This is a genomic window from Polaribacter sp. HaHaR_3_91 (genome assembly GCF_019278525.1).
GTDB lineage: Bacteria > Bacteroidota > Bacteroidia > Flavobacteriales > Flavobacteriaceae > Polaribacter.
Window position 1 is genome coordinate 1,038,427 of sequence record NZ_CP058986.1, and the last position, 26,982, is coordinate 1,065,408.

Below are 26,982 nucleotides of genomic sequence, written 5' to 3' on the forward strand. Positions count from 1 at the left end.
AGGACGAATTGTTGATGTTGTAATTTTAGATTATATTGTAACTTGTTTTAAAATATAAAAATAATGAACAAATTTGTTACCTATCAACCTGAAGAAAATTACGATTTAATTACGATTAATAACGGAAAAGCAAATGCGATATCTCATGAAGTAATAGAAGGTTTGAATGCTGGTTTAGACAAAGCATCAGCAGAAAATAAGGTAGTTGTTCTTACAGGACAAAACGGAATTTTTTCTGGTGGGTTCGATTTAAAAGTGATGACAAAATCGGCTGAAGCAGCTAAGGAATTGGTAACAAAAGGTTCTAAATTGTCTTTAAAAATGTTGTCTTTTCCGCAACCAATTATTATTGCTTGTTCTGGTCACGCTATTGCAAAAGGGGCTTTTTTATTGCTTTCTGCAGATTATCGAATTGGAATAGAAGGCGATTTTAAAATCGGATTAAATGAAGTAATGATTGGTATGACCATGCACAATGCAGGTATTGCAATTGCCAAATCTAGATTGTCTGAGGTGTATTTAAATAGAAGTGTAAATAATTCTGAAATTTACAATCCAAAAGATGCTGTAAAAGCTGGTTTTTTAGATCTAATTGTTTCTGCAGACCATTTGTTACCAACAACAATAAAAGTTGCAGGCATGTTTTCTAAATTGAATAAAAAAGCACATGCAGCAACAAAGTTAAAAGTTAGAAAACAGCATTTAGAAGATTTAGAAAATGCAATTGAATTGGATTTAAATAGCGATATCTCTATCAATTCTTAATAAAAGCACACAATTTTTACATTTATTTAAAGCAAAGAAACTTTGGTAAAAGCCTTTTGAGTGGTAACTTTGGCACTTTGTTAATAAAACCAATTTATAGAACTTACAGAGATGGATATATTATTAAATGTTGTAGATAATAAAAAGATTAATGAGAAAATAACAATCTCTGGTTCTAAAAGTGAATCGAATAGATTGCTGATTCTTCAAAATTTATTTCCAGAACTTTCTATAGAAAATTTATCAGATTCAGACGATTCAGTACACATGCAACATGCACTTTCTACAAAAGATGGAGTTGTAAATATTGGTCATGCAGGTACAGCAATGCGTTTTTTAACATCTTATTTTGCAGTTAAAGAAGGTAGAGAGGTTGTTCTTACAGGTTCTGAGAGAATGCAAAACAGACCAATCGAAATCTTGGTAAATGCTTTAAAAGACTTAGGGGCAACGATTTCTTATGAAGATAAAGTTGGCTATCCACCAATTAGAATTAAAGGTTCTAAAATAACAACAGATAAAGTGCAAATTAATGGAAATGTAAGTAGTCAATACATTTCTTCTATGTTGCTAATTGCATCCAAATTAGAAAACGGATTAGAAATAGAGTTGCTAGGTAAAATTACCTCTGTTCCTTATATTAATATGACCTTAAGTTTGTTAAATCAATTAGGTATTGAAACTAATTTTGAAGGAAACTTTATTAAAGTTTTGCCTAAGAAATCTGTGGAAAAACAAACAGTTGTGGTAGAATCAGATTGGTCTTCTGCAAGTTATTTTTACTCAATTGCTGCTTTGGCAGAAATAGGTTCAGAAATTTCTTTATCAGCTTATAAAAAAGAAAGCTTACAAGGAGATTCTTGTTTGGCAGAAATCTATCAGCATTTTGGAGTAGAAACTATTTTCGGTGATAATTTTATCACCCTAAAAAAAGTAAAAGAAACAAAGAAATCAACTTTAGAAATCGACTTAAAAAATGCACCAGATATTGCACAAACAATTGTTGTAACTTGTTTTGCAGAAAATATTGCGTGTAATTTAACTGGTTTACATACCTTAAAAATTAAAGAAACAGATAGGTTAGTCGCTTTAAATGACGAGTTAACCAATTTAGGAGCTACAATTTCTGTAACCGATAAAAGTTTGCATTTAGAAATTTCTGCGACAATAAATCCTAATATTTCTATAAAAACGTATAACGATCATAGAATGGCAATGGCATTTGCACCTTTGGCGCTAAGAGTTCCTATTAAAATTTTAAATGCTGAAGTGGTTACAAAATCGTACCAAAAGTTTTGGGATGACATGCAACAAATTGGCATTAAAATAGATAAAGTGTAAATAATTAGGCAAACACTTGACAACGCCTATCCCGATATCGTATCTTTGCGCTCGTTATAAGCAAATATATATATGAAATTATCGCATTTTGAATTTGATTTACCAGAAGAATTGTTAGCAACGTATCCTGCTGAACATAGAGATGAGTCTCGCTTAATGGTATTAAACAGGAAAGAACAAACCATAGAACATAAGGTTTTTAAAGATGTAATAGATTACTTTGATGAAGGTGATGTTATGATGTTGAATAATACCAAAGTTTTTCCTGCAAGAATGTATGGTAATAAAGAAAAAACAGGTGCTAGAATAGAGGTTTTCTTATTAAGAGAACTAAATTCAGAAAATAGATTGTGGGATGTTTTAGTAGATCCAGCAAGAAAAATTAGAATTGGAAACAAATTATTTTTTGGAGACGATGATAGTTTAGTAGCAGAGGTAATAGACAACACAACATCAAGAGGAAGAACTTTACGTTTTTTGTTTGACGGTTCTTACGAAGAATTTAGAGCAAAATTATTAGAATTAGGTCAAACTCCATTACCTAAAGCTATAGGTAGAGAAGTAGAACCTTTAGATGATGAGCGTTACCAAACTATTTACGCAAAACATGAAGGAGCAGTTGCAGCACCAACAGCTGGTTTACACTTCTCTAAACATTTAATGAAACGTTTAGAAATTAAAGGAGTTGAGTTTGCAGAAACTACATTACACGTTGGTTTAGGTACATTTAGCCCAGTAGAAGTAGAAGATTTATCGAAGCATAAAATGGATTCTGAGCAAATTGATATTTCAGATGCTACGGCAACTAAAATTAACAAAGCTAAAAAAGAAAAAAGAAGAGTTTGTGCTGTTGGTACTACAGTAATGAGAGCTATAGAATCTTCAGTTTCTTCTAAAGGTGAGTTAAACGGATATACAGGTTGGACAAATAAATTTATTTTCCCTCCGCATGATTTTAGTATTGCAACTGCAATGATTACTAATTTTCACACACCAAAATCTACCTTATTAATGCAAGCAGCTGCTTTTGGTGGTTACGATTTTGTTATGGAAGCATATAAAGTAGCTATAAAAGAAGGATATAAATTCTCTACGTACGGAGATGCTATGTTAATCATATAATTCTGTTAAGAATTTAAAACTAAAAACTGACAGTTATTTTAATTGTCAGTTTTTCTGTTTTTGGGCGTTCCCTAAAAAGGTCGCGCTTTCCGTTATATCTTTTTTGTTAAAAAAAAACAAAAAAGGATGCCACTTCAATCGCTAACGCAGCCAATTAGCAAACTATAGTAATAAGCTAAAATTATATGCGTATTTTTGCAACTCTATTTTTAAAAACTAGAAAACTTGACTAAAAAGAAAGACATAAGAGCCTTAACTAAAGAACAATTACGCGATTTTTTTGTAGAAAATGGCGACAAAGCCTTTAGAGGAAATCAAGTATATGAATGGCTTTGGAGTAAGTCTTTACATACTTTTGATGCCATGACAAACATCTCTAAAGAAACTAGAGAAATGTTAGAAGCAAACTTTGTTATTAATCATATCAAAGTAGATTCTATGCAGAAAAGTAAAGACGGAACTATAAAAAACGGAATTAAATTACACGATGGTTTAATTGTGGAATCTGTTTTAATTCCTACAGAAAAAAGAACAACAGCCTGTGTTTCTAGTCAGGTTGGGTGTAGTTTAGATTGTTTATTCTGTGCAACATCACGTTTAAAAAGAATGCGTAATCTAAACCCAGATGAAATTTACGATCAAGTTGTAGTAATCGACAAACAAAGTAGGTTGTATTATGATAAGAAACTAACAAACATTGTTTTTATGGGAATGGGAGAACCTCTTATGAACTATAAAAATGTAATGAAATCTATAGAGATGATTACATCTCCAGAAGGTTTAGGTATGTCATCTAAAAGAATTACTGTTTCTACATCTGGAGTGCCAAAAATGATAAAAATGATGGCAGATGAAGAAGCTAAATTTAATTTAGCAGTTTCTTTACACTCTGCAATCGATGAGATAAGAACTAAGGTAATGCCATTTAATGCTACTTTTCCATTAAAAGATTTAAGAGAGTCTTTAGAATATTGGTACGAAAAAACAGGAAGAGCAATTACGTATGAGTATATTGTTTGGGGAGGTATCAACGATAGAAAAGAAGATATAAAGGCTTTGGTTGCCTTTTGTAAAGCAGTGCCTTGTAAAATCAATTTAATTGAATACAACCCTATTGACGATGGAGAGTTTCAACAAGCAAGTCCGTCTGTAATTAATAATTATATTTCTAACTTAGAAATGAATGATATTACTGTAAATGTTAGAAGAAGTAGAGGTAAGGATATTGATGCTGCTTGTGGGCAATTAGCAAATAAATCTTAAAGAAAATAGCGGTACAGAACTTGTTTCAGTATCTTATTAATTTCCCTATTTTTGACTTTCAAAAACTCATCTAGTACAAATGAAGCCAGTAGAACTTATTAAACTTCCCATTAAAAATGAAATGGAACTCTTTGAAGAAAAGTTCAAGGATTCTATGTTGTCTAAAGTTCCGCTTTTAAACAGAATTACCTATTATATTGTTCGTAGAAAAGGAAAACAAATGCGACCAATGTTTGTCTTTTTAGTGGCAAAAATGGTTTCTAATGGAGGTTTCGATGAAAGAACCTATAGAGGTGCTTCTGTAGTAGAATTGATTCATACCGCTACTTTGGTTCATGATGATGTGGTAGATGAAAGTAATAGAAGACGTGGTTTTTTCTCTGTAAATGCACTTTGGAAAAATAAAATTGCCGTTTTGGTTGGAGATTTTTTATTATCAAAAGGATTGTTGTTATCCATAGATAATGAAGATTTCGATTTGCTAAAACTAATTTCTATTGCCGTTCGTGAAATGAGCGAAGGTGAACTACTTCAGATAGAAAAAGCTAGAAAATTAGATATTACAGAAGAAGTATATTTTGATATCATCAGAAAAAAGACAGCAACATTAATTGCTGCTTGTTGTGGTATTGGAGCTGCTTCTGTCGGTGCAAATCAAGATTGCGTTAGAAAAATGCGAAAATTTGGTGAGTATATTGGTATCGCGTTTCAAATTAAAGATGATTTGTTTGATTATACAGAAGCAAATATTGGGAAGCCAACAGGTATCGATATTAAAGAACAAAAGATGACCTTGCCTTTAATCTATACCTTAAATAACTGTTCTAAAAAGGAGAAAGCTTGGTTGATTAATTCTGTAAAAAAACACAACAAAAATAAAAAACGAGTTAAAGAGGTAATTGCTTTTGTAAAAGAAAAAGGTGGTATAGAATATACAACCACCAAGATGAATGATTACAAAAACAAAGCTTTAGCTATATTAGAAGATTTCCCTACATCTCCATATAAAGACTCTTTATTAGCCATGATAGATTACGTTGTAGAACGTAAAATATAGGTTAACAGACTTTAAAATTATTTTAAATATTCGCTTTTAAAGAAATTACAAAGTTTCTACCTGGAGAAACAATTCCAGAACTATACGGTCTATAACGTTTGTCTGTAATGTTTTCTAATCCTGTAGAAATTAATAAATTATCTGTAAATCTATACGATGTTTTTAAGTTTAACGTAATGTAAGATGGCGAATATGGATTTCCATTTGCATCAATTGCATACATATAATCTTTTGCTTTTTCACTGTCAGGTAAATCTTCATAAGCCACAGAACCACTATAATCTGCATATAGTTGCGCTTTTAATTTACTCGCATTATAAGTTAGGCGTGTAGAACCAAACCAAGGAGCAGCGTGTCTAGAAGGGCTTTTATCTCCATTATCTAATTCTTCTTCTCCTTTTTGATAACTAACTGTTGATGAAAATCCAATTCCACTACCAAGTTCTGCTTCAAAACCTGTCTGAAAACCATACACATGTGCATTGGCAGCATTTTGAATTGCTTGTATTGTACTTAACTCACCATCATATAGCATTTCAGTTTCACCATTTAAAGTATAGTCTCTTTTTACCATGGCGTCTTTTAAATGGGTGTAAAATCCAGTAACTTCTAGCTTTAAATAATCACCAAAGGTTTTTGCTACAGAAACATCTGTATTGTAAGCATATTCAGCTTTTAAATCTGGGTTAGGAACTACGACAGATCCAGGTTCAGAATCGAAAATTTTACCAACATCATCTACATTAGGAGATCGAAAAGCGGTAGAGAAATTTGTACTTAATAACCAATCTTCTTTTGGTCTAAAAACCAAACCTAAGCTACCGGTTAAAGCACCGTCATTTATATTGGCTTCTGTAAAAGGTAAAGGGTAAAAAGTAGTATCGAAAGTAGCGTTTAAGCTGTAAAAATTATAACGCAAACCAGATTGTAAAACCCATTTTTTAGAATGGTTATATTGGTTAGAAACATAAACCCCTAAAGAAGACCAATTAGAATCTGGATATCTACTAGGTCCTGCTTGAGAAATATTGGTATCAATATCTGTGTTTACTCCTGTAGAATTTACATCATTATAAACATATTCTGTTCCGTAAAATAATTTACTTTTTGCACTTAAGCTTTTAGAAAAATCTAAGTTGGTAGAGTAGGCATCTACTCGTTCTGTTCTTGTTTCTCTTTCATTATCATTAAAATCTCTACTAATTCTGCTTTCATCAAATTTTTGATAGGTCAATCTTAAAGTTACATCATCATAAAATGAATTGCTTCCTTTCTTGTTGATTTCAAAATTATTCATCATCCATTTTTGTGGACCGTAGCTCCATTCTCCATAACGAGGATTTCCGTCTTTTGTTCTTAAATGTCTATCGTATCTAGAGTAACTAGAGGTTTCTGATAAGTGAAAACCATATTCAAAATTCCATTTTTCATTTGGTTTAAATCTCACTTTTTGCATCAAGTTGGTTTGTGTGTAACCCGAAGGAGTCTGAATTTTTGGATCTTTATTGGTAATTACAATATCTTCATTGTTCTGTCTTTCAACATATACATTTCTTAAATATTCTTCCAGACCATCGCTTCCCATTCTTAAGTCGCCATAATCATTATAACTTAAACTAGTAACAAATGCCCATTTTTTATAGCCTAGATTAAAATCTGCATGATAGGTTTTTTCTTCATTTGCAGAAGAGAATCGTGTTAAAGCATTTCCTGTAATTAGTGTTTCATCATCTAAAGACAAACTTGGTGATAAGGTTTTAAAACTCATTACAGCACCAATAGCATCACTTCCGTAAATAACAGAACCAGGACCAAAAATGATTTCGGTTTCTTCTATGGCAAAAGGATCTAAAGAAATTACATTCTGAATATTACCAGCTCTAAAAATGGCATTATTCATTCTAACACCATCAATGGTATATAGCAATCTGTTGGTAGCAAAACCTCTAATTAACGGACTTCCGCCTCCTTGTTGGCTTTTCTGCATAAATACTTTACCAGAAACGGTAAGCAAGTCTGCAGCCGTTTGTGTGTTCATTAATGCGATTGCCTTTGGTGATATAACAGTAACTTTAGTAGCTAAATCAGATGTTTTTTGTTTCCATTTTGTAGCAGAAATTACAATTTCATCTATTCTTAATATTGTAGGAGTTAGGTGTACTAGAAAGTTATTTTGTTTAAAAGCTTCGTAACTTTTAATTTTAGTTTTAAAACCAAGAAACCGAACTTCCAATGTTTCCGCATTTATAAAATCACTAATATCTGCTTGTCCTTCTCCGTTTGTAGTAACATAATTATTGGTTTGTTTGTTAAATATAGTTACTTGCTCTAAAGTTTCTTTAGTCTCTTTATTTATTACTGTAAGAATTTGAGAGCTTGTAGTATAGTTTAAGAGTAAAAGGAAAAAAATAAAAGTAATTTTTTTAATCATTTCTAGGTTTTTGGTGTTGATAAATCTCAAGGTTATTTATCAATAATCATGCCTAATGAAGTTGGTATTACAATAATTTTAAGATTTCATTAACACTATTAATTCATCTACAAAATCTCTAGAATTAGATAATCTTGGTACTTTATGTTGGCCTCCTAATTTGTTCTTTTGTTTTAGCCATTTGTAGAATAAACCTTCTTCTGCTTGGTGTACTTTTGGCGCCATTAAAGTGATGTTTAAATAGCGTTTAGCTTCATAATCTGAGTTGATAGATTTTAATGCATTGTCTAAAATTTCAGAAAAATAACCCATAGAATCTGGTTTTTTAGTAAACTCGATTACCCATTCATGACCACCTTTTTCTTTACCTTCCATAAAAATAGGGCCCACAGTATAATCTGCAATGGTAGCAGTTGTTTTTTCGCAGGCTAATTTTAAAGCATCTTCTACGTTTTCTATATTTAATTCTTCACCAAAAACGTTTATATAATGTTTTGTTCTACCTGTAATTTTAATTCTATATGGTTCTAAAGAAGTAAAACGAATGGTGTCTCCAATCAAATAACGCCAAAGACCTCCGTTTGTAGTAATAATTAAAGCGTAATCGATGTCTTTTTTTACATCAGCAAGTGTAATCGTTTTAGAATTTTCTCCTTTATAATCACTCATCGGAATAAACTCATAGAAAATTCCGTAGTCTAGCATTAACAACAATTCTTTGGAATTATTTCTATCTTGAATCGCAAAAAAACCTTCTGAAGCATTGTAAATTTCGTAGTACTTAAAACTATCTTTTGGTATAATTTTTTTATACTGTTCTCTATAAGGATTAAAGTTTACGCCTCCGTGAAAGTAGACTTCTAGGTTTGGCCAAACTTGTAGAATATTATCTTTTCCAGAACGTTCTAAAACTCGGTTTAGCAAAACTAACATCCAACTTGGTACACCTGCTAAACTTGTAATATCTTCATCGATGGTTTCATCAATAATAGCATCCATTTTTGTTTCCCAATCGCTCATTAAAGCAACTTCTTGACTAGGAGCAGAGCTAAAATCTGCCCAAAAAGGCATGTTTTCTATAATAATTGCAGACAAATCTCCAAAATAAGAATTGTTGTCTTGGTACACGTCAGAACTTCCGCCCAAGCGTAATCCTTTTCCAGTAAAAAGCTGAGTATCTTCATTATTATTAATGTATAAACACAACATGTCTTTACCAGCTTTCATGTGGCAATATTCTAAAGCTTCATCAGAAACAGGAATAAATTTACTTTTGGCGTTGGTGGTTCCGCTACTTTTTGCAAACCATTTAATGTCTGTTGGCCAAAATAAATTTTGTTCCCCTTTTCTACACCTTTCTATTAAAGGTTCAAAAGTTTCATATTTCTGAATAGGAACATTTCTTGTGAAATCTGTATGATTTTTTATCTGAGCAAAGTTCTTTTCTTTTCCAAATTTTGTGTTTTTAGCAGTATGAACAAGTTTTAAAAGTAATTCATCTTGTACATCAATGGGGTATTTTAAAAACAGTTCTATTTGATGTTTACGTTTCTTTAAAAACCAAGAAATTATAGAATTGATAATTTGAAAAGCCATAGAAATTCGTAAGTTTGTTTAGAATGATTTTAGAACAAATATTGTTTTAAAACCGAAGTTTAAAAATACAAAATTTGTGCGATGATTTACCAAGGAGTTTTAAAAAAAATGATGACCGAAAATGCAGCTGAAATTCTGTATTATTTAGACATGAAAACTGATTTTATAAACATGAATCAGTTAATAAATAAAGAGATAACTATCCGTTTTGTAACATACGAATGTTTAAATTGTCATTTAGAAAAGAAAATTTATAGACAAGGTTTTTGTAAGTCTTGTTTTTTCGAAATCCCGAGTGCGGCAGATTGGATTATGAAACCAGAATTAAGTAAAGCACATTTAGGTATCGAAGATAGAGATTTGGCTTACGAGCAAGCGATGCAATTAAAACCACATATTGTATACTTGGCAAATTCTAGCAACGTAAAAGTTGGAGTTACAAGAAAACAACAAGTTCCAACCCGTTGGATCGATCAAGGAGCACATGAAGCAATTGAAATACTAGAAGCCCCAAATCGTTATTTAGCAGGAATTACCGAGGTTGCTTTAAAAGAGTATGTTGCAGATAAGACCAATTGGCGTAAAATGCTAAAAAATGATATTGAAGATGTAGATTTGGTAGCTTGGCGCGATAAATTAAAAGAGTTTATCCCAGAAGAAGCAAAGGCATATTTTATTGAAAATAATTCTGAAACACATATCAATTTTCCGGTGATAAAATACCCTGTAAAACCAAAAAGTTTAAACCTGATTAAAACACCAACTTATACAGGGACTTTAGTGGGAATAAAAGGGCAGTATTTAATTTTTGAAGATGAAACCGTTTTTAATGTAAGAAGTAATGAAGGTTTGGTGGTTTCAATAGAAGTATAACTTCTGTTTTCTCCGAGAAATTAGATGTAATCCAACGTTATAATACTAAAAAATACAATTTAAATTTATAAATTATGGCAATTATAAAAGCAGTAAGAGGAAATCATCCGCAAATACCAGAAGATTGTTACGTAGCAGAAAATGCGACAATTGTTGGTGAAGTTTCTCTAGGAAAGGAATGTAGTATTTGGTTTAACGCAGTGCTAAGAGGCGATGTACATTTCATAAAAATTGGTAACAAAGTCAATATTCAAGATGGTGCGGTAATCCATGCAACGTATCAAAAATCACCTACAACAATTGGCAATAATGTGTCTATTGGGCATAATGCAATTGTGCACGGTTGCACAATTCACGATAATGTTTTGGTAGGTATGGGGGCTATTATTATGGACGATTGTGTGGTGGAATCTAATTCAATTATTGCTGCAGGTGCAGTAGTTACTAAGAATACCCGAGTAGAAAGCGGAAGTATTTATGCAGGAGTTCCGGCTAAAAAAGTAAAAGATATTTCGCAAGAATTAATTTCTGGTGAAATTGATAGAATAGCTAATAATTATTTAAAATATTCTAGTTGGTTTAAAGAATAAGATTTGGGAGTTACACAAGGTCGGGCTTTCTCTACTCGCTTTTTTTGAAAACACAAAAAAGAGCTCAAACAAACCGTTCTATCCCTAACGCAAAACCAATTCGTTATAAAAACAAAAACCCGATTTCAATTAAGAAATCGGGTTTTTTCAATCAACTAATCAACCAAAACTAGTTTACTTTTATTTTTTAAGATCTATCACCTCTTTGATCTTTTAGATCCTTTTTTTTCTTTTGTTTTATGCATTGCCATTTTACTTCTGTTTTTATGCATTTTTTCAAACTTGTCAAATTGCTCTTTGCTTAAGATGTCTTTCATACGGTTTTTCATTGCAATCTTGTCATCTAATCGTTTGTTTTGCATTGCAAACATTTCATCTGCCGTTGGTCTTTTTTTATCTTTTCTGTCAGCTTTTCTTTCTGCCATTGCAGCTTGCCTTTCTGCCATTTTAGCCATTAAAATAGGCTTAATTTGGTTTTGTTGTTTTTCAGATAAATCTAGAGTCAATGTCATTTTTTTAACTGCTAAAGTAGCGTGTTGTTCTGCTGTTAATTTAGAGTCTCTTCCTCCATTTCCTCCTCTTTTTTTCTGTGCTTGTGTAGTAAATGTTACTGCAAATACTAATACTAAGATGTTTGCTAATTTTTTCATATTTTTATAATTTTAATGTTTTTATGTATACTTCTTTGACCCATAAAAACTAGAAAGGTTTAATGTAAATTTTTGTTTAACAAGTCTTTAACATTAGTTTAGTGTTGTAAAAGTAAAAACTCGGCCCATAAAGAAACCGAGTTTTTTAATAACCTAATCAACCAAAACTAGTTATTCTTAATTTTTTTTCTTTTTACCTTTCTTTTCAGTATTTCCTTTTTTCTCATTAGCCATTGCTTCAAATTTAGCAAATTGCTCTTTGTCTAAAATACTTTCCATTTTAGTGTTAAAAGCAGCAGCTTTTTCTTTTCTTTCTGCATTTAATTGTTGGCGTTCTTCTTTACTAGGTTTTTCTCCAGAATCTTGTAGAGCTTTCCTTTTTTCCATAGAGGCTTGTCTATCTGCCATCTGTTCTTCTAATAAAGGTTTAATCTCATTTTGCTGATCTGCAGTTAAATTCAAATCTATTGTCATTTTTTTCAACATCTTTTCAGTAGAAGGTTTTCCTCCTTTTTTTTGCGCTTGCGCAGTAAATGTAAAAGCAATTACAAGTACTAAAATAGTTACTATGTTTTTCATTGTTTTTTTGTTTTGTTATTTTTAATTACGCTTCTTGGACTCATAAAAAATGAAAAGGTTTAAATTTGCATTTCTGTTTAATGTATTTTTAAGAAATAAATATGAAAAAATTATTGTGGCTATTTTTATTACTACCAATTCTTACAACTGCTCAAGATAGTATACGTGTAGATATGAGTACTCCTCATGCTACTGTTTATACACATTTATACTTTTTGCAATCGGATTCTTATGAACCTAAAAAAGCAGCAAAAACTATTTTAGGTCTTTCCGAAGAGAAGGCTATTGAAAAAGCGATTAAAATAAAGCAAGTTTTAGACGGTAAGGGTTTGTATGTAGATATGAACAGAGTACCTACCAATGCTAATTATAAAGATACAATTGGGTATTCTTCTTATTTTAGATACGTATTATTTCCTGAAAGAATGCCACAAATTTATGTAGAAAAGATAGGTGATAATTGGTATTATTCAACAGAAACAATTAACAAAATTGAAAGTTTATACAAATCGGTATATCCGTGGTACATTCAAAAATTACAGAATATAATTCCTCTTTCTGGTCATAAAAAGATACTGAATATAGAATTGTGGAAAATTATAGGATTGTTAATACTATTTATTTTAGCCTATATTATTTTCCTAATTGTAAAAAGGATAGCATTTTTTATTTTATTAAAGTTACAACAGCAAATTACAAAGAATACCAATTTAGAAGTTAATAAGGTAATTAAGAAATTGGCACATCCAATAAGTTTATTGGTTGCATTAAGTTTTATAGATAAAGCTTTTCCATCATTACAATTTGGTTTAACCACAAATACTTGGGTGTTTTTGGCTTTAAATATAGCAGAAACAATTTTCTGGATTTATGTTTTTTTAAAATTAGTAAAAGTTGTAATGCGTATATATGGTGAGTTTACAGAAAGAACTCATGGAAGGTTAGATGATCAACTAGTACCTATTTTACATAGTTTTTTAACAGGTGTGGTTATTGTAGTTGGTATTTTAAGATTATTAGTTCTTTTTGGTGTAGATACTACAACAATGATAGCGGGTGCTACTATTGGTGGTTTGGCATTTGCGTTAGCTTCTCAAGACACTGTAAAAAACTTGATTGGTACTATTATGATATTTCTTGATAAACCATTTCATATAGATGATTGGATTGAGGCAGGAGAAGTTGTGGGTACGGTAGAAAGAGTAGGATTTAGGTCTACACAAGTACGTGCTGCAGATACTTCTATTTATCAAATTCCGAATAGTAGATTGTCTGAGTTGGTTATTAATAATAAAGGATTGCGTTTATTTAGAAGATACAATACAAATTTAGGATTGCGTTATGATACGCCACCAGAATTAATTGAGGCTTTTGTTAAGGGCCTTAGAGAAATTATTATTGCACATCCAGAAACACGTTCGGATTCTTATAATGTAGAGTTTACAGGTTTTGGAGACTCTGCTTTGTTGGTGATGGTAAATGTGTATTTTAAGAGTTTAGCTTGGGGTGTAGAGCAATCTTCTAAACACAGATTGCATATTGCTATTGTAAAATTAGCGAAAGAGTTAGGTGTAGATTTTGCTTTTCCTTCTACAACGGTTACTATTGAGAATTTTCCTGAGAAAAAAGGATTAAATCCTAAATACGATATTAATCAAGAAAGAATAGATACTGTGATTGCAACAGTTGTGAACGATTTTAACAAAGAGAATCAGTCAGAAACAGCAAATTAATTCAACAATATTTTAGTACTATAAATTCAAAAGGCAACCTTACTTTTACAGTAAGGTTGCCTTTTTTTTATGATAAAATATTAAAAGGTAGAAATATTATTAGCTACCTATCCGTTTTTAGCCTCTTTAAAAATTTCTCTAACAGCAATTTCGTAGTTTCTTACATTACCTGCCTTTTTAATTTTTTTATAGGTTTTCTGAGGGTTTGAAAAACTTTGAGAAAAATATTCCCAGAAACCAAGCATCTTCATTTTAATAGGAGTAGGACCGGAAAGCGCTGCATCATATTCAGTAAAAATACGATCGTGAAATTCGTTAAAAATATCGAACCTATTTTTCGGGTATTCTGTAGTTTCGGCTTTTATCATACTTGGTAAAAAAGGATCTGCAATTAGTCCTCTACCAATCATCCAATGATCTATAGATGGAAAACGTTCTTGAAGTTTTTTATAAGCAGCAACAGAGGTAACGTCTCCATTGTAATACAATTTATGCTTTGTATTGTTTACACATTTTTGAAATGAATCTAAATCTGTTCCACCTTTGTACAATTGTATTCCTATTCTTGCATGAATAGCAATGTTTTTTAAAGGATAATTGTCTAAAACTGGTAAAACCTCTAAAATTTCTTCAGGAGTATCATAGCCCATTCTCATTTTCATAGAAACTAAAATATCAGATTCATTATGAATTTTATGAAGAATGCTATTTATCTTTTCAGGATTTGCAATTAGTCCAGAGCCCATTCCGCGTTTGGTAACCATCGGGTAGGGGCAACCTAAATTCCAGTTTAATTCTTTGTAGCCTAATTCTCTAACATATTTAGCTACAAAAAGAAATTCTTCTACATCATTGGTAATAATTTGAGGAATTACTTCTAACTCAGTATTATTCTCGAGTTCAATGTCTTTTTTGTAAGAATTTTTAATCACTAGTTTTCCGTTTAAACGGATGTATGGTGAATAAAAAGTATCAATTCCACCAAAAAAATGATTGAATGCATTTCTAAATTTGTAATCTGTAAAGCCTTGTAAAGGAGAAGATAAAAGTGTCTGACTCATAAAAAATATTGTGCTGCAAATATAGAATACTTTTTAATGCGTTTGATAGAAAATAAAAAATGGATTGAACTTTTCTTAGTTTTTAGAAGACTTTAAAGGAGTATTTAACCAATAGTTGTGTTCTAATTCTAAAGGTGTTATTAATGACTTTGATAAAGGTGAATTTTTATCAATAAAACTTTGCTGAATAGGGAGTTCTTTCTGTTCGAAAGTTTCTTGTACAAAAAATTCTCTGTATTGATTTATTTTTAAACTAGGTCTTTTGTTAATCTCAAAACCATTTAGGTCTTTTAAATTTGTAATATCGAACTTAAAGAAAGGGGAATAAATTAGGTTAACATTTTCCTTTTTTAAGATTTCTTCATTAAAAGACTTTTCGTCAATAACAACATTAAATACTCTCGAACTTCCTTCAATAGGAATAATATCTAGAACTTTTAATCTTTTATTTTTATAATAAATTTTAAAATTTCTTTTATGGATACTGTTAAGTGCAACCAATCTATTAAAATACATTTTAAAACTCTTTTGTTTAGGATTGTAATGGGTTTTTATGAGTTTAAAATATTCTCCGCTGTAAGCTTCAAAGAAGTTATTAAAAGTGATGTAATTTAAATACATTTTATCCTTTTTAGGGATGTATTCTATAGTAACTGAGTATTGTGGGTTTTTCTTGTTGTTATAATAGAGGTTATAATTGAGTTTATGAATTGCAAAATCTTGTTTAGAAATGTAAATGGTTCCAAATGCAGCATAATCATAATTTGTTGTTTCCATAATAGAGGTAAATGAAATTTCATAGATTGGAGTATTATCCGAAAAAATTACTTGTTTTACTTTGAATTTATGGTTTTTAACAAAATCTTTTTCAAAAACATTACTAAAAGAAAATGACATTTTATCATGGTTTCTAATTGTGTTTGTAAGATTTAAAATATTTAACTCATTGCCTCCTAAAGGAGTTATGTATACGCTTTCAGAATATTTTTTCTTTTTATTATCATAGGGAACCGTAAGTGAAGGATCTTGTATAAATTGTTTATTTGTTTTGTAGTTATATAATAAAGATTGATTTTTTTTACTATCTAATTTATCACTATTAAAACCATCGTCAAAAGACTCTATTATTGCCTCATGTACATTTAAGTATTTTATTTCTTCTTTAGATTGTCTGTTTTTTTGGTAAGAATCACCAACAGGTTGTTGGTAATCTCTATAATAACCAATATAAGAATGTGGTTCTGTTGGGTAATTTTCTGTAATATTTTGAACAGCTTGTTTAACAATTTGAATGCCTAATAATTGTCTTTTTTTCTTTTTTGAAGATTTAATAACGATTTCATTGAGTTGATTATTCGCTATTGATAAGTAGATAACATTAATACTGTTTGTTTTTAATTGAGAGAGCTTTACTTCTTTGGTTTTATATCCGATAGAAGATATTCTAATTATTCCTTTATTTTTTTGTTCTATTGGTATTTCAAAATTTCCGTTGAGGTCTGCATGTGTACCTCTATTTATATTTTTTAGCATAACTGTAGCATAAACAATAGGTGCTCCGGAAGTAGCGTCTACTATTTTACAAGAAATTTTTTCTTGAGAAAAAGTTGTGCTTATAGTTATTATGATAAGAACTAAAAAAGAGATTTTTTTTCGATTCAAAATAGAAACTTTATGTTTTTTAAGTCAAAAACCACGCCAATTAGAGGCGTGGTTTTTAGTATTATATAATTCTAAATAAATTATTTAGGATCTAAAATAGTATCAATTCTATCTACAACATCCTGTAAGTGGTAACGAGTTAAAGTGTTTCCTCTGTTAGAAGCAGATTTTGCATCACGTTGTAAACGTTTTAATTCACCTCTTGCTACAGATTTTAAATCAGAAATATTTGCAGAAGAAGATTCTAATAAAGATTTTAAAACATCAATATGCAATTTTTGTAAATTTCTTCTGTACGTGTCAATACTTCTACCATTATAAAGTTCTGTCCAGATACCTTTTCTTAAATCAGAAAACATAGAAACTAAAGTATACGCATCAGAGCCGTTTAAAGTTTCGTTCTCAATCATACGTGCCATTCTAGATGTACTTAAAACCCCGCTTAAAGTTCTTCCTTGTAAAGATTTAATTTTATCTACTGCACCGGTATATTGTACTTTAGAAAAAAGATCTTTATCTATCATCCAAGTTGGTGTTTCAAATAATTGATCTATTACAAATGCTAAAGATTCTTTTTGGCGTGCTTTATCTACATGAGTATAAACTGCTCCTTCTTGGTCTGTTGTTTTATAGTTTTCATAAATACCACCAACGTTAGAAGAAACGTGTCCCATATACCTAGAGAATTGTGTAAGTAATTCACCGTACATAGCATTCATATCATCATAGTTTTCACCTTCTTCGCTAGTCCACTCTTCTAATTTAAGTAGAGTTCTCTTTAAATTTTTAATTCCGTAGTTACTTGCTTTTACAGCATCGTCACCTAAGTCTTCTGTTTGAGAACTTGGGTCTATAACACCACGTTGTTGGCGACCAAAACGGTACATTGGGTCTCCAGCATGTTTTAAAATCCAAGAATCAAGAATAGGTTTTTCATCTTTAGCATCTGTATCTAAAATAGGTCTGTATCCCCAAGAGATAGAATATTTGTCATAAATACCAATATTTGGCATTAAAGCAACGCCTTTGTCTTCTGGTTGTGCAACATAGTTAAAACGAGCATAATCCATAATAGAAGGTGCTGTTCCGTATTTTTTTGTGAATGAAGCAGAACGTAAAGAATCTACAGGATATGCAGCAGAACTCCCCATGTTATGAGGTAAACCTAAAGTGTGACCTAACTCATGAGAAGATACAAACTTGATTAATTCTCCCATAGTTTTTGTCTTGAAATTGTTACCTCTTGCTTCTGGGTTAATTGCAGAAGTTTGCACAAAGAACCAATTGTGTAATAAAGTCATTACATTATGATACCAGTTGATATCAGATTCTAAGATTTCTCCAGATCTTGGGTCACTTACGTGAGGTCCGTTCGCATTAGGAATTGGTGATGCTAAATATCTAATTACAGAATAACGAACATCTTCTGGACTATATTCTGGGTCTTCTTCTTTGGTTGGTGCTCTTTTACCAACAATAGCGTTTTTAAAACCTGCTGCTTCAAAAGCAACTTGCCAATCATTTACACCTTGTATAATATAAGGAACCCATTCTTCTGGAGTTGCGCTATCTACATAATAAACAATTTGTTTTTTAGGCTCTACTAATTCTCCTCTTTTAAATTTTTCGATATCTTCATCTTTTACTTCTAAACGATATCTATCTAAATATTTAACTGTTTTACTTTTTTGAGCATCTAAACCATAATCTACTTGACCTCTAGCAAACCATCCTACACGTTCATCAAAATAACGACGTTTCATTGGTACTTTAGGTAGTAAAACCATTGAGTTACTCATTTCTAAAGTAATAGACCCCAAAGAGCTATTAGAAGGTGCTTTACTTGCAAAATATGTTTTTACATGTCTTGTTTCTATGTTTTTAGGGTAACTACTAACTCTTTCTATATATGAACGGTCATTATCCATTCTTGTTACACCGAACGCTTTTCTATAAAAACCAGGAAAACCTAAAGGTTTTATATCTGAAGTAAATAAAGGAGTAGCATCTATAACAGTTGCTGTAGAGTCTTTACTAATTGCTTTTATAGGAAAAGAAAATAGAATAGGCTCTAAGTTAGAGTTTACAACGGCTTTATGAACCGGTAAAATAGTATCTGCAACAATGTCATGAGAAACAATTCTTAATAGAATTTGTTTGTTCTTTCTTTCCCAACGTAATACTTGTGTGTTTGTTTTTCCACCACCAAAACCAATTCCGGTTGCAGTTTTTGCAATTCTTGTTACCATTAACATTTCTCTTGTTAAAAGAGAATCTGGTATTTCGAAAAGATAAGAATTACCTTTTGTGTGAACTTTAAATAATCCTTCGTCTGTTTTATGGTCTTTGGTAACCACTTTTCCGTAAGGCTGAATGTCTCCCTTTTCGGGTTTCTTTTTTGGAGTTTCTTTAGGAGTTTCGTCCTTTTTTTTCTTCCAAAATTGGGCTTCTGTTTGAGTTGTAAAACCAAAAACAAAAGCAACTAAAAGTAATTTAGTAAGTAATCTTTTTGTCATCATTAAAGTGTTATTTGAATTGGTTTCGAAATTAAGAAAACGCTGAAGTATTGAGTCTTAAATATATGTTAAAGGGAAAGGTTGGGGGCAATAAAGAAAGCTTCTTAATAAGTAGGTGGGGTAAAAATCATAGAGTTGAAACACCTTTGGTTGTTTAATCTTAATATTTTTTTAAATAAGTTCTATTGAAGTAGTGTCTTTAATAGTTAACGTTTCTTTTTTATTGTAAAAAAAAACTCATCTACAATTTATTTTGTAGATGAGTAATGTAAGCTTTTGTTATAGATATTAGCTATAAAAATTATTTTTGGTAATACTTAATACGCTCTTTTATCGTTTCCTTCGTAAAAATTAATAAAAGCTTGGTTTACAACTCTACGTCCTCCAGGAGTAGGGTAGTTTCCTGTAAAGTACCAATCTCCAAGATTATCAGGACACGCTTTGTGCAAGCCTTCTATAGATTGATAAATTACTTCTACTTCTGCCTTAATATCTACTGTTTTTAACATTTCAGCAATTTTAGCAGAAACTTCTTCAGCTTTAAAAGGACTGTAAATTTCTTTTACGTGATTTACAATTTCAGTATCTGCTTTACCTTGCTGCTCTTTACATTTTTTGTAAACAGCGTCTACAATATTATATTGATTTGTATCTTTTAACAATTCTAAAGCTGCTTTAAAAGCAATAAAATCATCAATTTTGGCCATATCAATACCATAGCAATCTGGGTATCTAATTTGTGGAGCAGAAGAAACTACTACTATTTTTTTAGGTTTTAATCGATCTAAAATTCTAATAATACTTTTCTTTAATGTAGTACCCCTTACAATACTATCATCAATAATAACAAGGTTATCAGTAGGTTTTACAACACCATATGTAATATCATAAACATGCTCTACCAAATCATCTCTACTGCTATCATCTGCAATAAAAGTTCTTAATTTTGCATCCTTAATGGCTATTTTTTCAAAACGAGGTCTTTCAGATAAAATCTCTGTAACCTTTTGTGCTGATAATTTTGTTCCACCAGCTAAAATTTTTGCTGTTTTTTGTTGGTTTAATAAATCTTCAGCAGCTTCTACCATTCCGTAGAAAGAAGTTTCTGCAGTGTTTGGTATAAAAGAAAATACGGTGTTAGAAATATCGCTATTAATAGACTCTAAAATCTTTGGAAACACTATTTTTCCTAGATCTTTTCGTTCTTTATAAATAGAAGCATCACTTCCTCTAGAAAAATAGATACGCTCAAAAGAACAAGCTTTGTTTTCTCTAGGCTCTATAATTTTCTTAATTGAAGTTACACCACTTTTCTTAATAATTAAAGCATGTCCTCTTTCTAATTCTTGAACGTCTTCTATCTTAACATTAAAAACAGTTTGAATAACTGGTCTTTCTGAAGCGACAACTACAACTTCTTCATCTTCATAAAAATAAGTAGGTCTAATACCGTTTGGATCTCTTAAAACAAAAGCATCTCCATGACCAACTAAACCTGCCATAGCATAACCACCATCCCAGTTTCTAGAAGATCTTTTTAATACTTTTTTTAGTTTTAGATTTTCTTCGATATAAGGTGAGGCATCTCTTTTATTAAATCCTTTTTTCTTTGCTTCTTGGTATAATTTGCCAACTTCATCTTCTAAGAAATGACCAATTTTTTCCATTACAGTTACGGTGTCTGTAAATTCTTTAGGGTGCTGACCTAACTCAATTAATTCTTCAAGTATTTGATTAGAATTAGTCATGTTAAAGTTACCAGCAACTATTAAGTTTTTATGTTTCCAGTTACTTTGGCGTAAAAAAGGGTGTACACTTTCTATACTATTTTTACCAAATGTACCATAACGTACGTGTCCTAAAAATAAGTTTCCAACATAAGGCATGTTTTCTTCTTGCCAAGCAACGTCGTCTTTTTTATCAGGATTTTGTTCTAAAACATTATTTAAACGTTGGTTAATTTGAGCAAAAACATCTTGTATGGGTTGCGGTTGGTTTGAACGCACCCTACTAATATATCTTGTACCTGGTTCTACATTAAATTTTACGCTGGCAAAACCTGCACCATCTTGTCCGCGATTGTGCTGTTTTTCCATTAATAAATACATTTTATTAATTCCGTAAAAAGCAGATCCGTATTTGTCTTTATAAAATTGTAACGGTTTCTTTAATCTAACAAGTGCAATTCCACATTCATGTTTAATAGCATCACTCATTGGTATATATAGTTTTTTTGTTGTGTTGTTGTAAAAAAAAAATCCGCAGCAAAAACCGCGGATTAAAATTAAGATATTTTAATATCAAATTGTGTTAAATCTTTAAAAGCTTGTAATCGCTTTTTAACTTCTTCTGCAGTAAGTACTTCCATGCGCTCTGTACCAAATTTTTCTACACAGAAAGATGCTAGGTTAGAACCGTAGATAATTGCATTTTTCATGTTGTTAAAAGAAATGTCTTCTGTTTTTGCTAAATAACCACAAAAACCACCAGCAAATGTATCTCCAGCTCCTGTAGGATCAAAAACTTCTGCTAAAGGTAATGCAGGTGCATAAAACATATTTCCTTCATTAAATAATAAAGCACCATGTTCTCCTTTTTTGATCACCACATATTTAGGTCCCATTTCATGAATCTTTTTAGCTGCATTTACTAAAGAATATTCTCCAGATAATTGACGCGCTTCTTCATCATTAATAGTTACTACATCTACACGTTTTAAAACTGTATGTAAATCATCTAAAGCAATGTCCATCCAAAAATTCATAGTATCTAAAACTACTAATTTTGGTCTTTCTGTCATTTGATCTAATACAGATGCTTGTGTTAACGGGTGTAAATTCCCTAACATTACAATACCTGCATCTTTAAAATTTTCTGGTACAACAGGTGTAAAAGTCTCTAATACATTTAATTCTGTAATTAAAGTATCTCTAGAGTTCATATCATTGTGATATTTACCACTCCAGAAAAAAGTTTTACCTTCTTTATCTACCTCAATTCCATCGGTATTAATTCCTTTATCATTCATCATTTCTAAGTAGGATGCAGGGAAATCTCCTCCAACTACAGAAACAACGCCTGTTTTTACTCCAAATTGACTTGCAGCTAGACCTACATAGGTTCCAGATCCACCTAATATTTTGTCAGTTTTCCCAAAAGGGGTTTCAATTGCATCAAAAGCTACTGTACCAACTGCTAATAATTTACTCATTTCTTAGATTTTATACGTAATTTTGCATTTTATAAAATGCTTTTTAAAAAGTGCAAAAATAAGTTTTAAAAATGACTATCAAAGAAATACAAGAAGAAATTATTGATGAGTTTTCTATGTTTGATGATTGGATGGAGCGCTATGAGTACATTATAGAGTTAGGTAAATCGTTACCAATTATTGAGGATACGAATAAATTAGATGAAAATTTAATAAAAGGTTGCCAGTCTAAAGTTTGGTTATATTCTGAATTAGAGGGAGATATTATTAAGTTTTCTGCGGATAGTGATGCTATATTAACCAAGGGTATTGTGGCATTGTTATTGAGGGTATATTCAAACCAAAAACCGGTAGATATTTTAGGGGCTTCTACAGATTTTATTGATGAAATCGGTTTAAAAGAACATTTATCACCAACAAGAGCAAATGGTTTAGTTTCTATGGTTAAGTACATAAAAATGTATGCCATTGCACAACAAACTAAATTAGGAAATTAAAAATACAATTGGTGAAAACTAATTGTTAAATGAAATATAATGACAGATAAAGAGTTAGAAGTAATAGGTGACAAAATTGTAAATGTTTTAAAAACAATTTATGATCCAGAAATTCCAGTAGATATTTACGAATTAGGTTTAATTTATGACGTTTTTGTATCTGAAGATAATAATGCAAAAATATTAATGACATTAACCTCACCTAATTGTCCGGTAGCAGAAAGTTTGCCTGTTGAGATTGAAGATAAAGTGAAAACTTTAGAGGAAATTAAAAGCTGTGAAGTAGAAATTACTTTCGATCCTACTTGGACACAAGATATGATGAGTGAAGAAGCAAAACTAGAACTGGGAATGCTATAAAATAGTCTCAGTAACAGTTTTCAGAATAAAACAACCAATGTCATTTCTAAATGAGCTTTTTTAAGCGATTGAGAAATTTCAACTTTGAAACTTTAATAATGCAAGAAGAAATTATAAATAGGGTTACAAATAGTAAACTTAAAACCTTTGATTTAGAAGAAATCTATCCAGAAGGAAAAAGAGTGGTATTTGATGTAAAAGATTGGTTGTTTCAAGAGTTAATCTTAAAAGAAAAAGATTTCAGAGAATCGGTACAAAACCACGATTGGTCTCAATACAAAAATAGTTTTGTAGCTATTTCTTGTTCTGTAGATGCAATAATTCCTTCTTGGGCTTTTATGTTAGTTGCGTCAGAATTAATTCCGTTTGCAAATAAAGTGGTGATTGGGGATTTAGAATTGCTAGAAACAGTTCTTTATCAAGAATTAATTAGTTTTTTAGACCTTAAGGAATTTATAAATGCACCAGTTATTATAAAAGGGTGTGCAAATAAACCAATTCCAGATTCTGCATATGTCTTTTTAATAGAAAAATTACAACCTGTAGCAAGGTCTATTATGTTTGGAGAAGCTTGCTCAACAGTACCTTTATATAAAATTAAAAAATAATTTACAATGAGAAGATTATTACTTCTTTTATTAGTTCTTTTTTCCACTTCTTTTTATGCACAAAAAAAGAAGAAAGATACTTTACCAATTCCTAAATGGAAAATTAATGGAAAGTTTGGTTTTGTTTTTAATCAATCTTCCTTTTCTAATTGGGTTTCAGGGGGAGAGAATATGATTGCAGGTGATATAAATGTAAATTATGATTTTAATTACAAGAAAAACAATGTTAACTGGGATACGAGAATTTTAACTGCGTATGGATTAAGCCATTTAAATACCAAAGGGTATCGTAAAACAAATGATCGATTTGAATTAAACTCTTTATTAGGTATAAAATCGGGAAATAATTGGTTTTTATCGCAATTTGTTAATTTTAAAACTCAATATTCTAGAGGTTATAATTATAAAGTAGAACCTGCGGTACCTGTTTCAGATTTTTTCTCACCGGCTTATTTGAGTTTAGGTCCTGGTATGTTATGGAAAAAGTCTGATAATTCAAATATAAACATAGCTCCGGCTACTGCTAGGTTAACAATGGTTAGCGATTTGTTTTCTGGTCAATTTGGGGTAGAAGAAGGAGATAATACCAATTTTAGTTTAGGTTTTAACCTCTCTGGATATTTTAAGTTTACGATAATGGAGAATGTAGAAATGGAAAACATTGTTGCACTCTACTCAGATTACTTAGATCAACCAGACAATTTAGACTTAGAAAACCAAACAAATATTCGTTTTAAAGTAAATAATAACATTAAAATGCACATGACTTTTCATGCTATCGTAGATGATAATGCGTCTAGTAAAGTGCAATTTAGACAATTATTTGGTTTGGGATTAAATTATAAATTTCATCAAAAAGTGACTTATTAATATTTTTATTGTCTAAATAAGAAAAAGTGTATTTTTGCACACTCAAATTTTAAAAAAAACAAAAAAAAATGAAGAAGTTATCAATTTTATTTTTATTGGTATTAACTAGTTTATCCATTAATGGACAAACAGCTGAAGAATTAAAAAAAGAACAAGCTCCTAAAAAAGCTGAAATTGCTAAGTTACAAGGAGAAGTAAAAGCTTTACAATCAAAAATCGATGCACTTCCAGGATGGAGAAAAGGTGCTTTTGGTACAATTGGAGGTAGTTTTTCTGGTTTTAATAACTGGTATTCTAAATCTACACCTACAGCAACTGCTGGTAATATAGGTATTACAGTAAATGGTTTTGCTAATTTAATTAAAGAAGATTTTTTCTGGAGAAACTCTGCTGCTGTTAATTTAGGTTGGGTAAAACTAGATGAAGAAGGAGTTGCTGGAGATGAAGATTTTGAAGCTACTACAGATGTATTTACAATTAGCTCTTTATATGGTAAGAGATTAAATAAAAAATGGGCACTTTCTGGTTTAGCAGAATATAGAACAACTATTATAGATAACTTTAACGACCCAGGATATTTAGATTTAGGTATTGGTGCTACATGGACACCTACAAATAATTTAGTGGTTGTTATACATCCAGGAAACTACAATTTTGTTTTTAGTAGTGGAGATACCGTTTTCGAATCTTCTTTAGGTGCTAAAATTGTAGCAGACTACACACAGAAATATGGTAAACTAAGTGTAAAGTCTAATTTATCTATGTTTCAAAGCTATGATACATCAGATTTATCTAACTGGACATTTACGAACTCTTTTGGGTATACAATTTGGAAAGGAATTGGAGTTGGTTTTGAGTTAGGTTTACGTCAAAATAAACAAGAAGCTTTAAACAATGCTTTAGATAATGCTGTTGTGCCTACAGCTACTTTTGACAATATAGATAACAAATTACAATCTTACTATTTACTTGGTCTTAGTTATGCTTTTTAAGTAGTATCAAATAATATTTTATTTAAACCTCAAGAAGAAATTCTTGAGGTTTTTTATTTTCCTTACTTTTACATTCTAAACCTTTGTTGATGACATTATTAATAATTTTCGCTACCGTTTCTATTTTCTTTTCATTTTTGTGTTCTATTCTAGAGGCAGTTTTACTTAGTATTACTCCAACTTTTATCAATCTAAAAAAGAAAGAAGGGCTTGAATATGCACTACAGTTAGAAACGTTAAAGAAAGATGTAGACAAACCTTTAATAGCAATCTTAACAATTAATACAGTTGCACATACTGTAGGAGCTATTTTAGTTGGTGTACAAGCAAAAGTAGCCTATGCAGAAATGTATGGTACTTCTGCTAAAACTATTTTGGGTATTAGATTAACAGAAGATGTTATGGTGGGGGTTGTGTCTACAATAATGACTATTTTAATTTTAGTTGCATCAGAAATTATACCTAAAACAATTGGAGCGACTTATTGGAGACAGTTAGCTAATTTTACTACCAAGGCTTTAAATATTATGATTTTCCCATTAAAATGGACAGGTTTTATCTGGGTTTTACAATTAACTACAAAATTAATTGGAGGCAAAGGACATGGCAGTGTTTTAAGTAGAGAAGGCTTTTTGGTAATGACAGAAATAGCAGAAAAAGATGGTGTTTTTCAAGAAAACGAAGGTAAGGTTATTAGAAATTTATTAGGTTTTAAAGGAATTAAAGTAAATGATGTAATGACGCCAAGATCTGTTTTAGAAATAGCAGATGAAAGTCAAACGATAGAAGCTTTTTATAATGAGCATAAAAAATTACGTTATTCTAGAATTCCTGTTTTTGCTGAAAATCCAGATGAAATTACAGGATATGTTCTAAAAGATAATTTATTTGAAGCAATAATTAGTGGAAAAGGAGCGGAGACCTTATCTTCTATAAAAAGAAATATTATAATTACAGATAGAGATTTATCGATTGCAGATTTATTTGACAAACTGATTCGCCAGAAAGAACATATTGCGTTGGTTGTAGATGAATATGGTTCTGTAAGCGGACTTGTTTCTCAAGAAGATGTAATAGAAACTTTATTAGGTTTAGAGATAATGGATGAGAGTGACTCTGTTGCAGACTTACAAGCTCATGCTAAAAATTCTTGGAAAAATCGAGTAAAAAAAATGGGAATAAATGATGATAAAAAGAAGGAATAG

Annotated in this window: 23 protein-coding genes; 14 read left to right on the forward strand and 9 right to left on the reverse strand. The window is 30.7% G+C overall.

Features of this window, described 5'->3' with window-relative positions; all coding sequences use genetic code 11:
• Positions 1 to 63 precede the first annotated feature (63 nt).
• The 5 genes from H0I27_RS04215 to H0I27_RS04235 all read left to right on the forward strand — a co-directional run bounded on the left by H0I27_RS04215 (position 64) and on the right by H0I27_RS04235 (position 5,548).
• Complete coding sequence (locus H0I27_RS04215) at positions 64 to 765, forward strand: crotonase/enoyl-CoA hydratase family protein (protein WP_218732647.1); 702 nt, start codon at positions 64 to 66, stop codon at positions 763 to 765.
• 111 nt (positions 766 to 876) lie between these two features.
• Positions 877 to 2,106, forward strand: a complete 1,230-nt coding sequence (locus H0I27_RS04220) for a 3-phosphoshikimate 1-carboxyvinyltransferase (RefSeq protein WP_218732648.1) — start codon at positions 877 to 879, stop codon at positions 2,104 to 2,106.
• Between the two features lie 72 nt (positions 2,107 to 2,178).
• A complete protein-coding gene (gene queA / locus H0I27_RS04225) occupies positions 2,179 to 3,228 on the forward strand; it encodes a tRNA preQ1(34) S-adenosylmethionine ribosyltransferase-isomerase QueA (protein WP_218732649.1) in 1,050 nt (349 codons plus the stop codon).
• Between the two features lie 225 nt (positions 3,229 to 3,453).
• The gene (gene rlmN, locus H0I27_RS04230; RefSeq protein ID WP_218732650.1) at positions 3,454 to 4,491 is read left to right on the forward strand and encodes a 23S rRNA (adenine(2503)-C(2))-methyltransferase RlmN; all 1,038 of its coding nucleotides are present in this window, start codon (positions 3,454 to 3,456) and stop codon (positions 4,489 to 4,491) included.
• Between the two features lie 79 nt (positions 4,492 to 4,570).
• The gene (locus tag H0I27_RS04235) at positions 4,571 to 5,548 is read left to right on the forward strand and encodes a polyprenyl synthetase family protein (protein WP_218732651.1); all 978 of its coding nucleotides are present in this window, start codon (positions 4,571 to 4,573) and stop codon (positions 5,546 to 5,548) included.
• A gap of 22 nt (positions 5,549 to 5,570) precedes the next feature.
• Here H0I27_RS04235 and H0I27_RS04240 read toward each other — a convergent pair whose 3' ends face one another.
• Together H0I27_RS04240 and H0I27_RS04245 are read right to left on the reverse strand one after the other, a co-directional pair.
• A complete protein-coding gene (locus H0I27_RS04240) occupies positions 5,571 to 7,979 on the reverse strand; it encodes a TonB-dependent receptor (RefSeq protein WP_218732652.1) in 2,409 nt (802 codons plus the stop codon).
• A gap of 78 nt (positions 7,980 to 8,057) precedes the next feature.
• The gene (locus H0I27_RS04245; RefSeq protein ID WP_218732653.1) at positions 8,058 to 9,575 is read right to left on the reverse strand and encodes a GH3 auxin-responsive promoter family protein; all 1,518 of its coding nucleotides are present in this window, start codon (positions 9,573 to 9,575) and stop codon (positions 8,058 to 8,060) included.
• An 81-nt stretch (positions 9,576 to 9,656) separates the two neighbouring features.
• Between H0I27_RS04245 and H0I27_RS04250 the strand changes: the two genes are divergently transcribed.
• Complete coding sequence (locus tag H0I27_RS04250) at positions 9,657 to 10,448, forward strand: DUF2797 domain-containing protein (protein ID WP_218732654.1); 792 nt, start codon at positions 9,657 to 9,659, stop codon at positions 10,446 to 10,448.
• A 74-nt stretch (positions 10,449 to 10,522) separates the two neighbouring features.
• The gene (locus H0I27_RS04255; protein WP_218732655.1) at positions 10,523 to 11,038 is read left to right on the forward strand and encodes a gamma carbonic anhydrase family protein; all 516 of its coding nucleotides are present in this window, start codon (positions 10,523 to 10,525) and stop codon (positions 11,036 to 11,038) included.
• A 197-nt stretch (positions 11,039 to 11,235) separates the two neighbouring features.
• On the opposite strand, the gene H0I27_RS04260 is transcribed toward H0I27_RS04255, so the two are convergent.
• Together H0I27_RS04260 and H0I27_RS04265 are read right to left on the reverse strand one after the other, a co-directional pair.
• Entirely contained in the window at positions 11,236 to 11,688 is a 453-nt protein-coding gene (locus H0I27_RS04260) for a hypothetical protein (protein ID WP_218732656.1), read from the reverse strand.
• A gap of 177 nt (positions 11,689 to 11,865) precedes the next feature.
• Entirely contained in the window at positions 11,866 to 12,267 is a 402-nt protein-coding gene (locus tag H0I27_RS04265) for a Spy/CpxP family protein refolding chaperone (protein WP_218732657.1), read from the reverse strand.
• Between the two features lie 101 nt (positions 12,268 to 12,368).
• On the opposite strand from H0I27_RS04265, the gene H0I27_RS04270 reads away from it, so the two are divergent.
• A complete protein-coding gene (locus H0I27_RS04270; RefSeq protein ID WP_218732658.1) occupies positions 12,369 to 14,000 on the forward strand; it encodes a mechanosensitive ion channel family protein in 1,632 nt (543 codons plus the stop codon).
• A 107-nt stretch (positions 14,001 to 14,107) separates the two neighbouring features.
• On the opposite strand, the gene H0I27_RS04275 is transcribed toward H0I27_RS04270, so the two are convergent.
• From H0I27_RS04275 to H0I27_RS04295, 5 genes are all read right to left on the reverse strand, one after another.
• Positions 14,108 to 15,061 carry a tRNA-dihydrouridine synthase family protein gene (locus H0I27_RS04275; protein ID WP_218732659.1) on the reverse strand — a complete coding sequence of 318 codons (954 nt, stop codon included), beginning with the start codon at positions 15,059 to 15,061 and terminating at the stop codon, positions 14,108 to 14,110.
• Positions 15,062 to 15,136: 75 nt separating this feature from the next.
• Positions 15,137 to 16,723, reverse strand: a complete 1,587-nt coding sequence (locus H0I27_RS04280; RefSeq protein ID WP_218732660.1) for a carboxypeptidase-like regulatory domain-containing protein — start codon at positions 16,721 to 16,723, stop codon at positions 15,137 to 15,139.
• Positions 16,724 to 16,803: 80 nt separating this feature from the next.
• Positions 16,804 to 19,239: a zinc-dependent metalloprotease gene (locus tag H0I27_RS04285; protein ID WP_218733778.1), complete on the reverse strand. Its 2,436-nt coding sequence runs from the start codon at positions 19,237 to 19,239 to the stop codon at positions 16,804 to 16,806.
• A gap of 317 nt (positions 19,240 to 19,556) precedes the next feature.
• Positions 19,557 to 21,455, reverse strand: a complete 1,899-nt coding sequence (locus H0I27_RS04290; RefSeq protein ID WP_218732661.1) for an amidophosphoribosyltransferase — start codon at positions 21,453 to 21,455, stop codon at positions 19,557 to 19,559.
• A 68-nt stretch (positions 21,456 to 21,523) separates the two neighbouring features.
• Complete coding sequence (locus H0I27_RS04295; protein ID WP_218732662.1) at positions 21,524 to 22,450, reverse strand: PfkB family carbohydrate kinase; 927 nt, start codon at positions 22,448 to 22,450, stop codon at positions 21,524 to 21,526.
• Between the two features lie 71 nt (positions 22,451 to 22,521).
• Between H0I27_RS04295 and H0I27_RS04300 the strand changes: the two genes are divergently transcribed.
• The 6 genes from H0I27_RS04300 (at position 22,522) to H0I27_RS04325 (ending at position 26,982) form a co-directional block, all read left to right on the forward strand.
• Positions 22,522 to 22,947 (forward strand): SufE family protein, encoded by a 426-nt coding sequence (locus H0I27_RS04300; protein ID WP_218732663.1) that lies wholly within the window; start codon positions 22,522 to 22,524, stop codon positions 22,945 to 22,947.
• 39 nt (positions 22,948 to 22,986) lie between these two features.
• Positions 22,987 to 23,307 carry a DUF59 domain-containing protein gene (locus H0I27_RS04305; protein ID WP_165733066.1) on the forward strand — a complete coding sequence of 107 codons (321 nt, stop codon included), beginning with the start codon at positions 22,987 to 22,989 and terminating at the stop codon, positions 23,305 to 23,307.
• A 98-nt stretch (positions 23,308 to 23,405) separates the two neighbouring features.
• Entirely contained in the window at positions 23,406 to 23,915 is a 510-nt protein-coding gene (locus H0I27_RS04310) for a DUF2480 family protein (RefSeq protein WP_218732664.1), read from the forward strand.
• Positions 23,916 to 23,921: 6 nt separating this feature from the next.
• Positions 23,922 to 24,785, forward strand: a complete 864-nt coding sequence (locus tag H0I27_RS04315; RefSeq protein ID WP_218732665.1) for a DUF3078 domain-containing protein — start codon at positions 23,922 to 23,924, stop codon at positions 24,783 to 24,785.
• A 68-nt stretch (positions 24,786 to 24,853) separates the two neighbouring features.
• Entirely contained in the window at positions 24,854 to 25,777 is a 924-nt protein-coding gene (locus H0I27_RS04320) for a DUF3078 domain-containing protein (protein WP_218732666.1), read from the forward strand.
• 89 nt (positions 25,778 to 25,866) lie between these two features.
• Complete coding sequence (locus tag H0I27_RS04325) at positions 25,867 to 26,982, forward strand: CNNM domain-containing protein (RefSeq protein ID WP_218732667.1); 1,116 nt, start codon at positions 25,867 to 25,869, stop codon at positions 26,980 to 26,982.

Coding starts and splice junctions, on each gene's coding strand:
- H0I27_RS04215 (WP_218732647.1), top strand. CDS start 64: ATGAACAAATTTGTTACCTATCAACCTGAAGAAAATTACGATTTAATT.
- H0I27_RS04220 (WP_218732648.1), top strand. CDS start 877: ATGGATATATTATTAAATGTTGTAGATAATAAAAAGATTAATGAGAAA.
- queA (WP_218732649.1), top strand. CDS start 2,179: ATGAAATTATCGCATTTTGAATTTGATTTACCAGAAGAATTGTTAGCA.
- H0I27_RS04235 (WP_218732651.1), top strand. CDS start 4,571: ATGAAGCCAGTAGAACTTATTAAACTTCCCATTAAAAATGAAATGGAA.
- H0I27_RS04240 (WP_218732652.1), bottom strand. CDS start 7,979: ATGATTAAAAAAATTACTTTTATTTTTTTCCTTTTACTCTTAAACTAT.
- H0I27_RS04245 (WP_218732653.1), bottom strand. CDS start 9,575: ATGGCTTTTCAAATTATCAATTCTATAATTTCTTGGTTTTTAAAGAAA.
- H0I27_RS04250 (WP_218732654.1), top strand. CDS start 9,657: ATGATTTACCAAGGAGTTTTAAAAAAAATGATGACCGAAAATGCAGCT.
- H0I27_RS04255 (WP_218732655.1), top strand. CDS start 10,523: ATGGCAATTATAAAAGCAGTAAGAGGAAATCATCCGCAAATACCAGAA.
- H0I27_RS04260 (WP_218732656.1), bottom strand. CDS start 11,688: ATGAAAAAATTAGCAAACATCTTAGTATTAGTATTTGCAGTAACATTT.
- H0I27_RS04265 (WP_218732657.1), bottom strand. CDS start 12,267: ATGAAAAACATAGTAACTATTTTAGTACTTGTAATTGCTTTTACATTT.
- H0I27_RS04270 (WP_218732658.1), top strand. CDS start 12,369: ATGAAAAAATTATTGTGGCTATTTTTATTACTACCAATTCTTACAACT.
- H0I27_RS04275 (WP_218732659.1), bottom strand. CDS start 15,061: ATGAGTCAGACACTTTTATCTTCTCCTTTACAAGGCTTTACAGATTAC.
- H0I27_RS04285 (WP_218733778.1), bottom strand. CDS start 19,239: ATGACAAAAAGATTACTTACTAAATTACTTTTAGTTGCTTTTGTTTTT.
- H0I27_RS04290 (WP_218732661.1), bottom strand. CDS start 21,455: ATGAGTGATGCTATTAAACATGAATGTGGAATTGCACTTGTTAGATTA.
- H0I27_RS04295 (WP_218732662.1), bottom strand. CDS start 22,450: ATGAGTAAATTATTAGCAGTTGGTACAGTAGCTTTTGATGCAATTGAA.
- H0I27_RS04300 (WP_218732663.1), top strand. CDS start 22,522: ATGACTATCAAAGAAATACAAGAAGAAATTATTGATGAGTTTTCTATG.
- H0I27_RS04305 (WP_165733066.1), top strand. CDS start 22,987: ATGACAGATAAAGAGTTAGAAGTAATAGGTGACAAAATTGTAAATGTT.
- H0I27_RS04310 (WP_218732664.1), top strand. CDS start 23,406: ATGCAAGAAGAAATTATAAATAGGGTTACAAATAGTAAACTTAAAACC.
- H0I27_RS04315 (WP_218732665.1), top strand. CDS start 23,922: ATGAGAAGATTATTACTTCTTTTATTAGTTCTTTTTTCCACTTCTTTT.
- H0I27_RS04320 (WP_218732666.1), top strand. CDS start 24,854: ATGAAGAAGTTATCAATTTTATTTTTATTGGTATTAACTAGTTTATCC.
- H0I27_RS04325 (WP_218732667.1), top strand. CDS start 25,867: ATGACATTATTAATAATTTTCGCTACCGTTTCTATTTTCTTTTCATTT.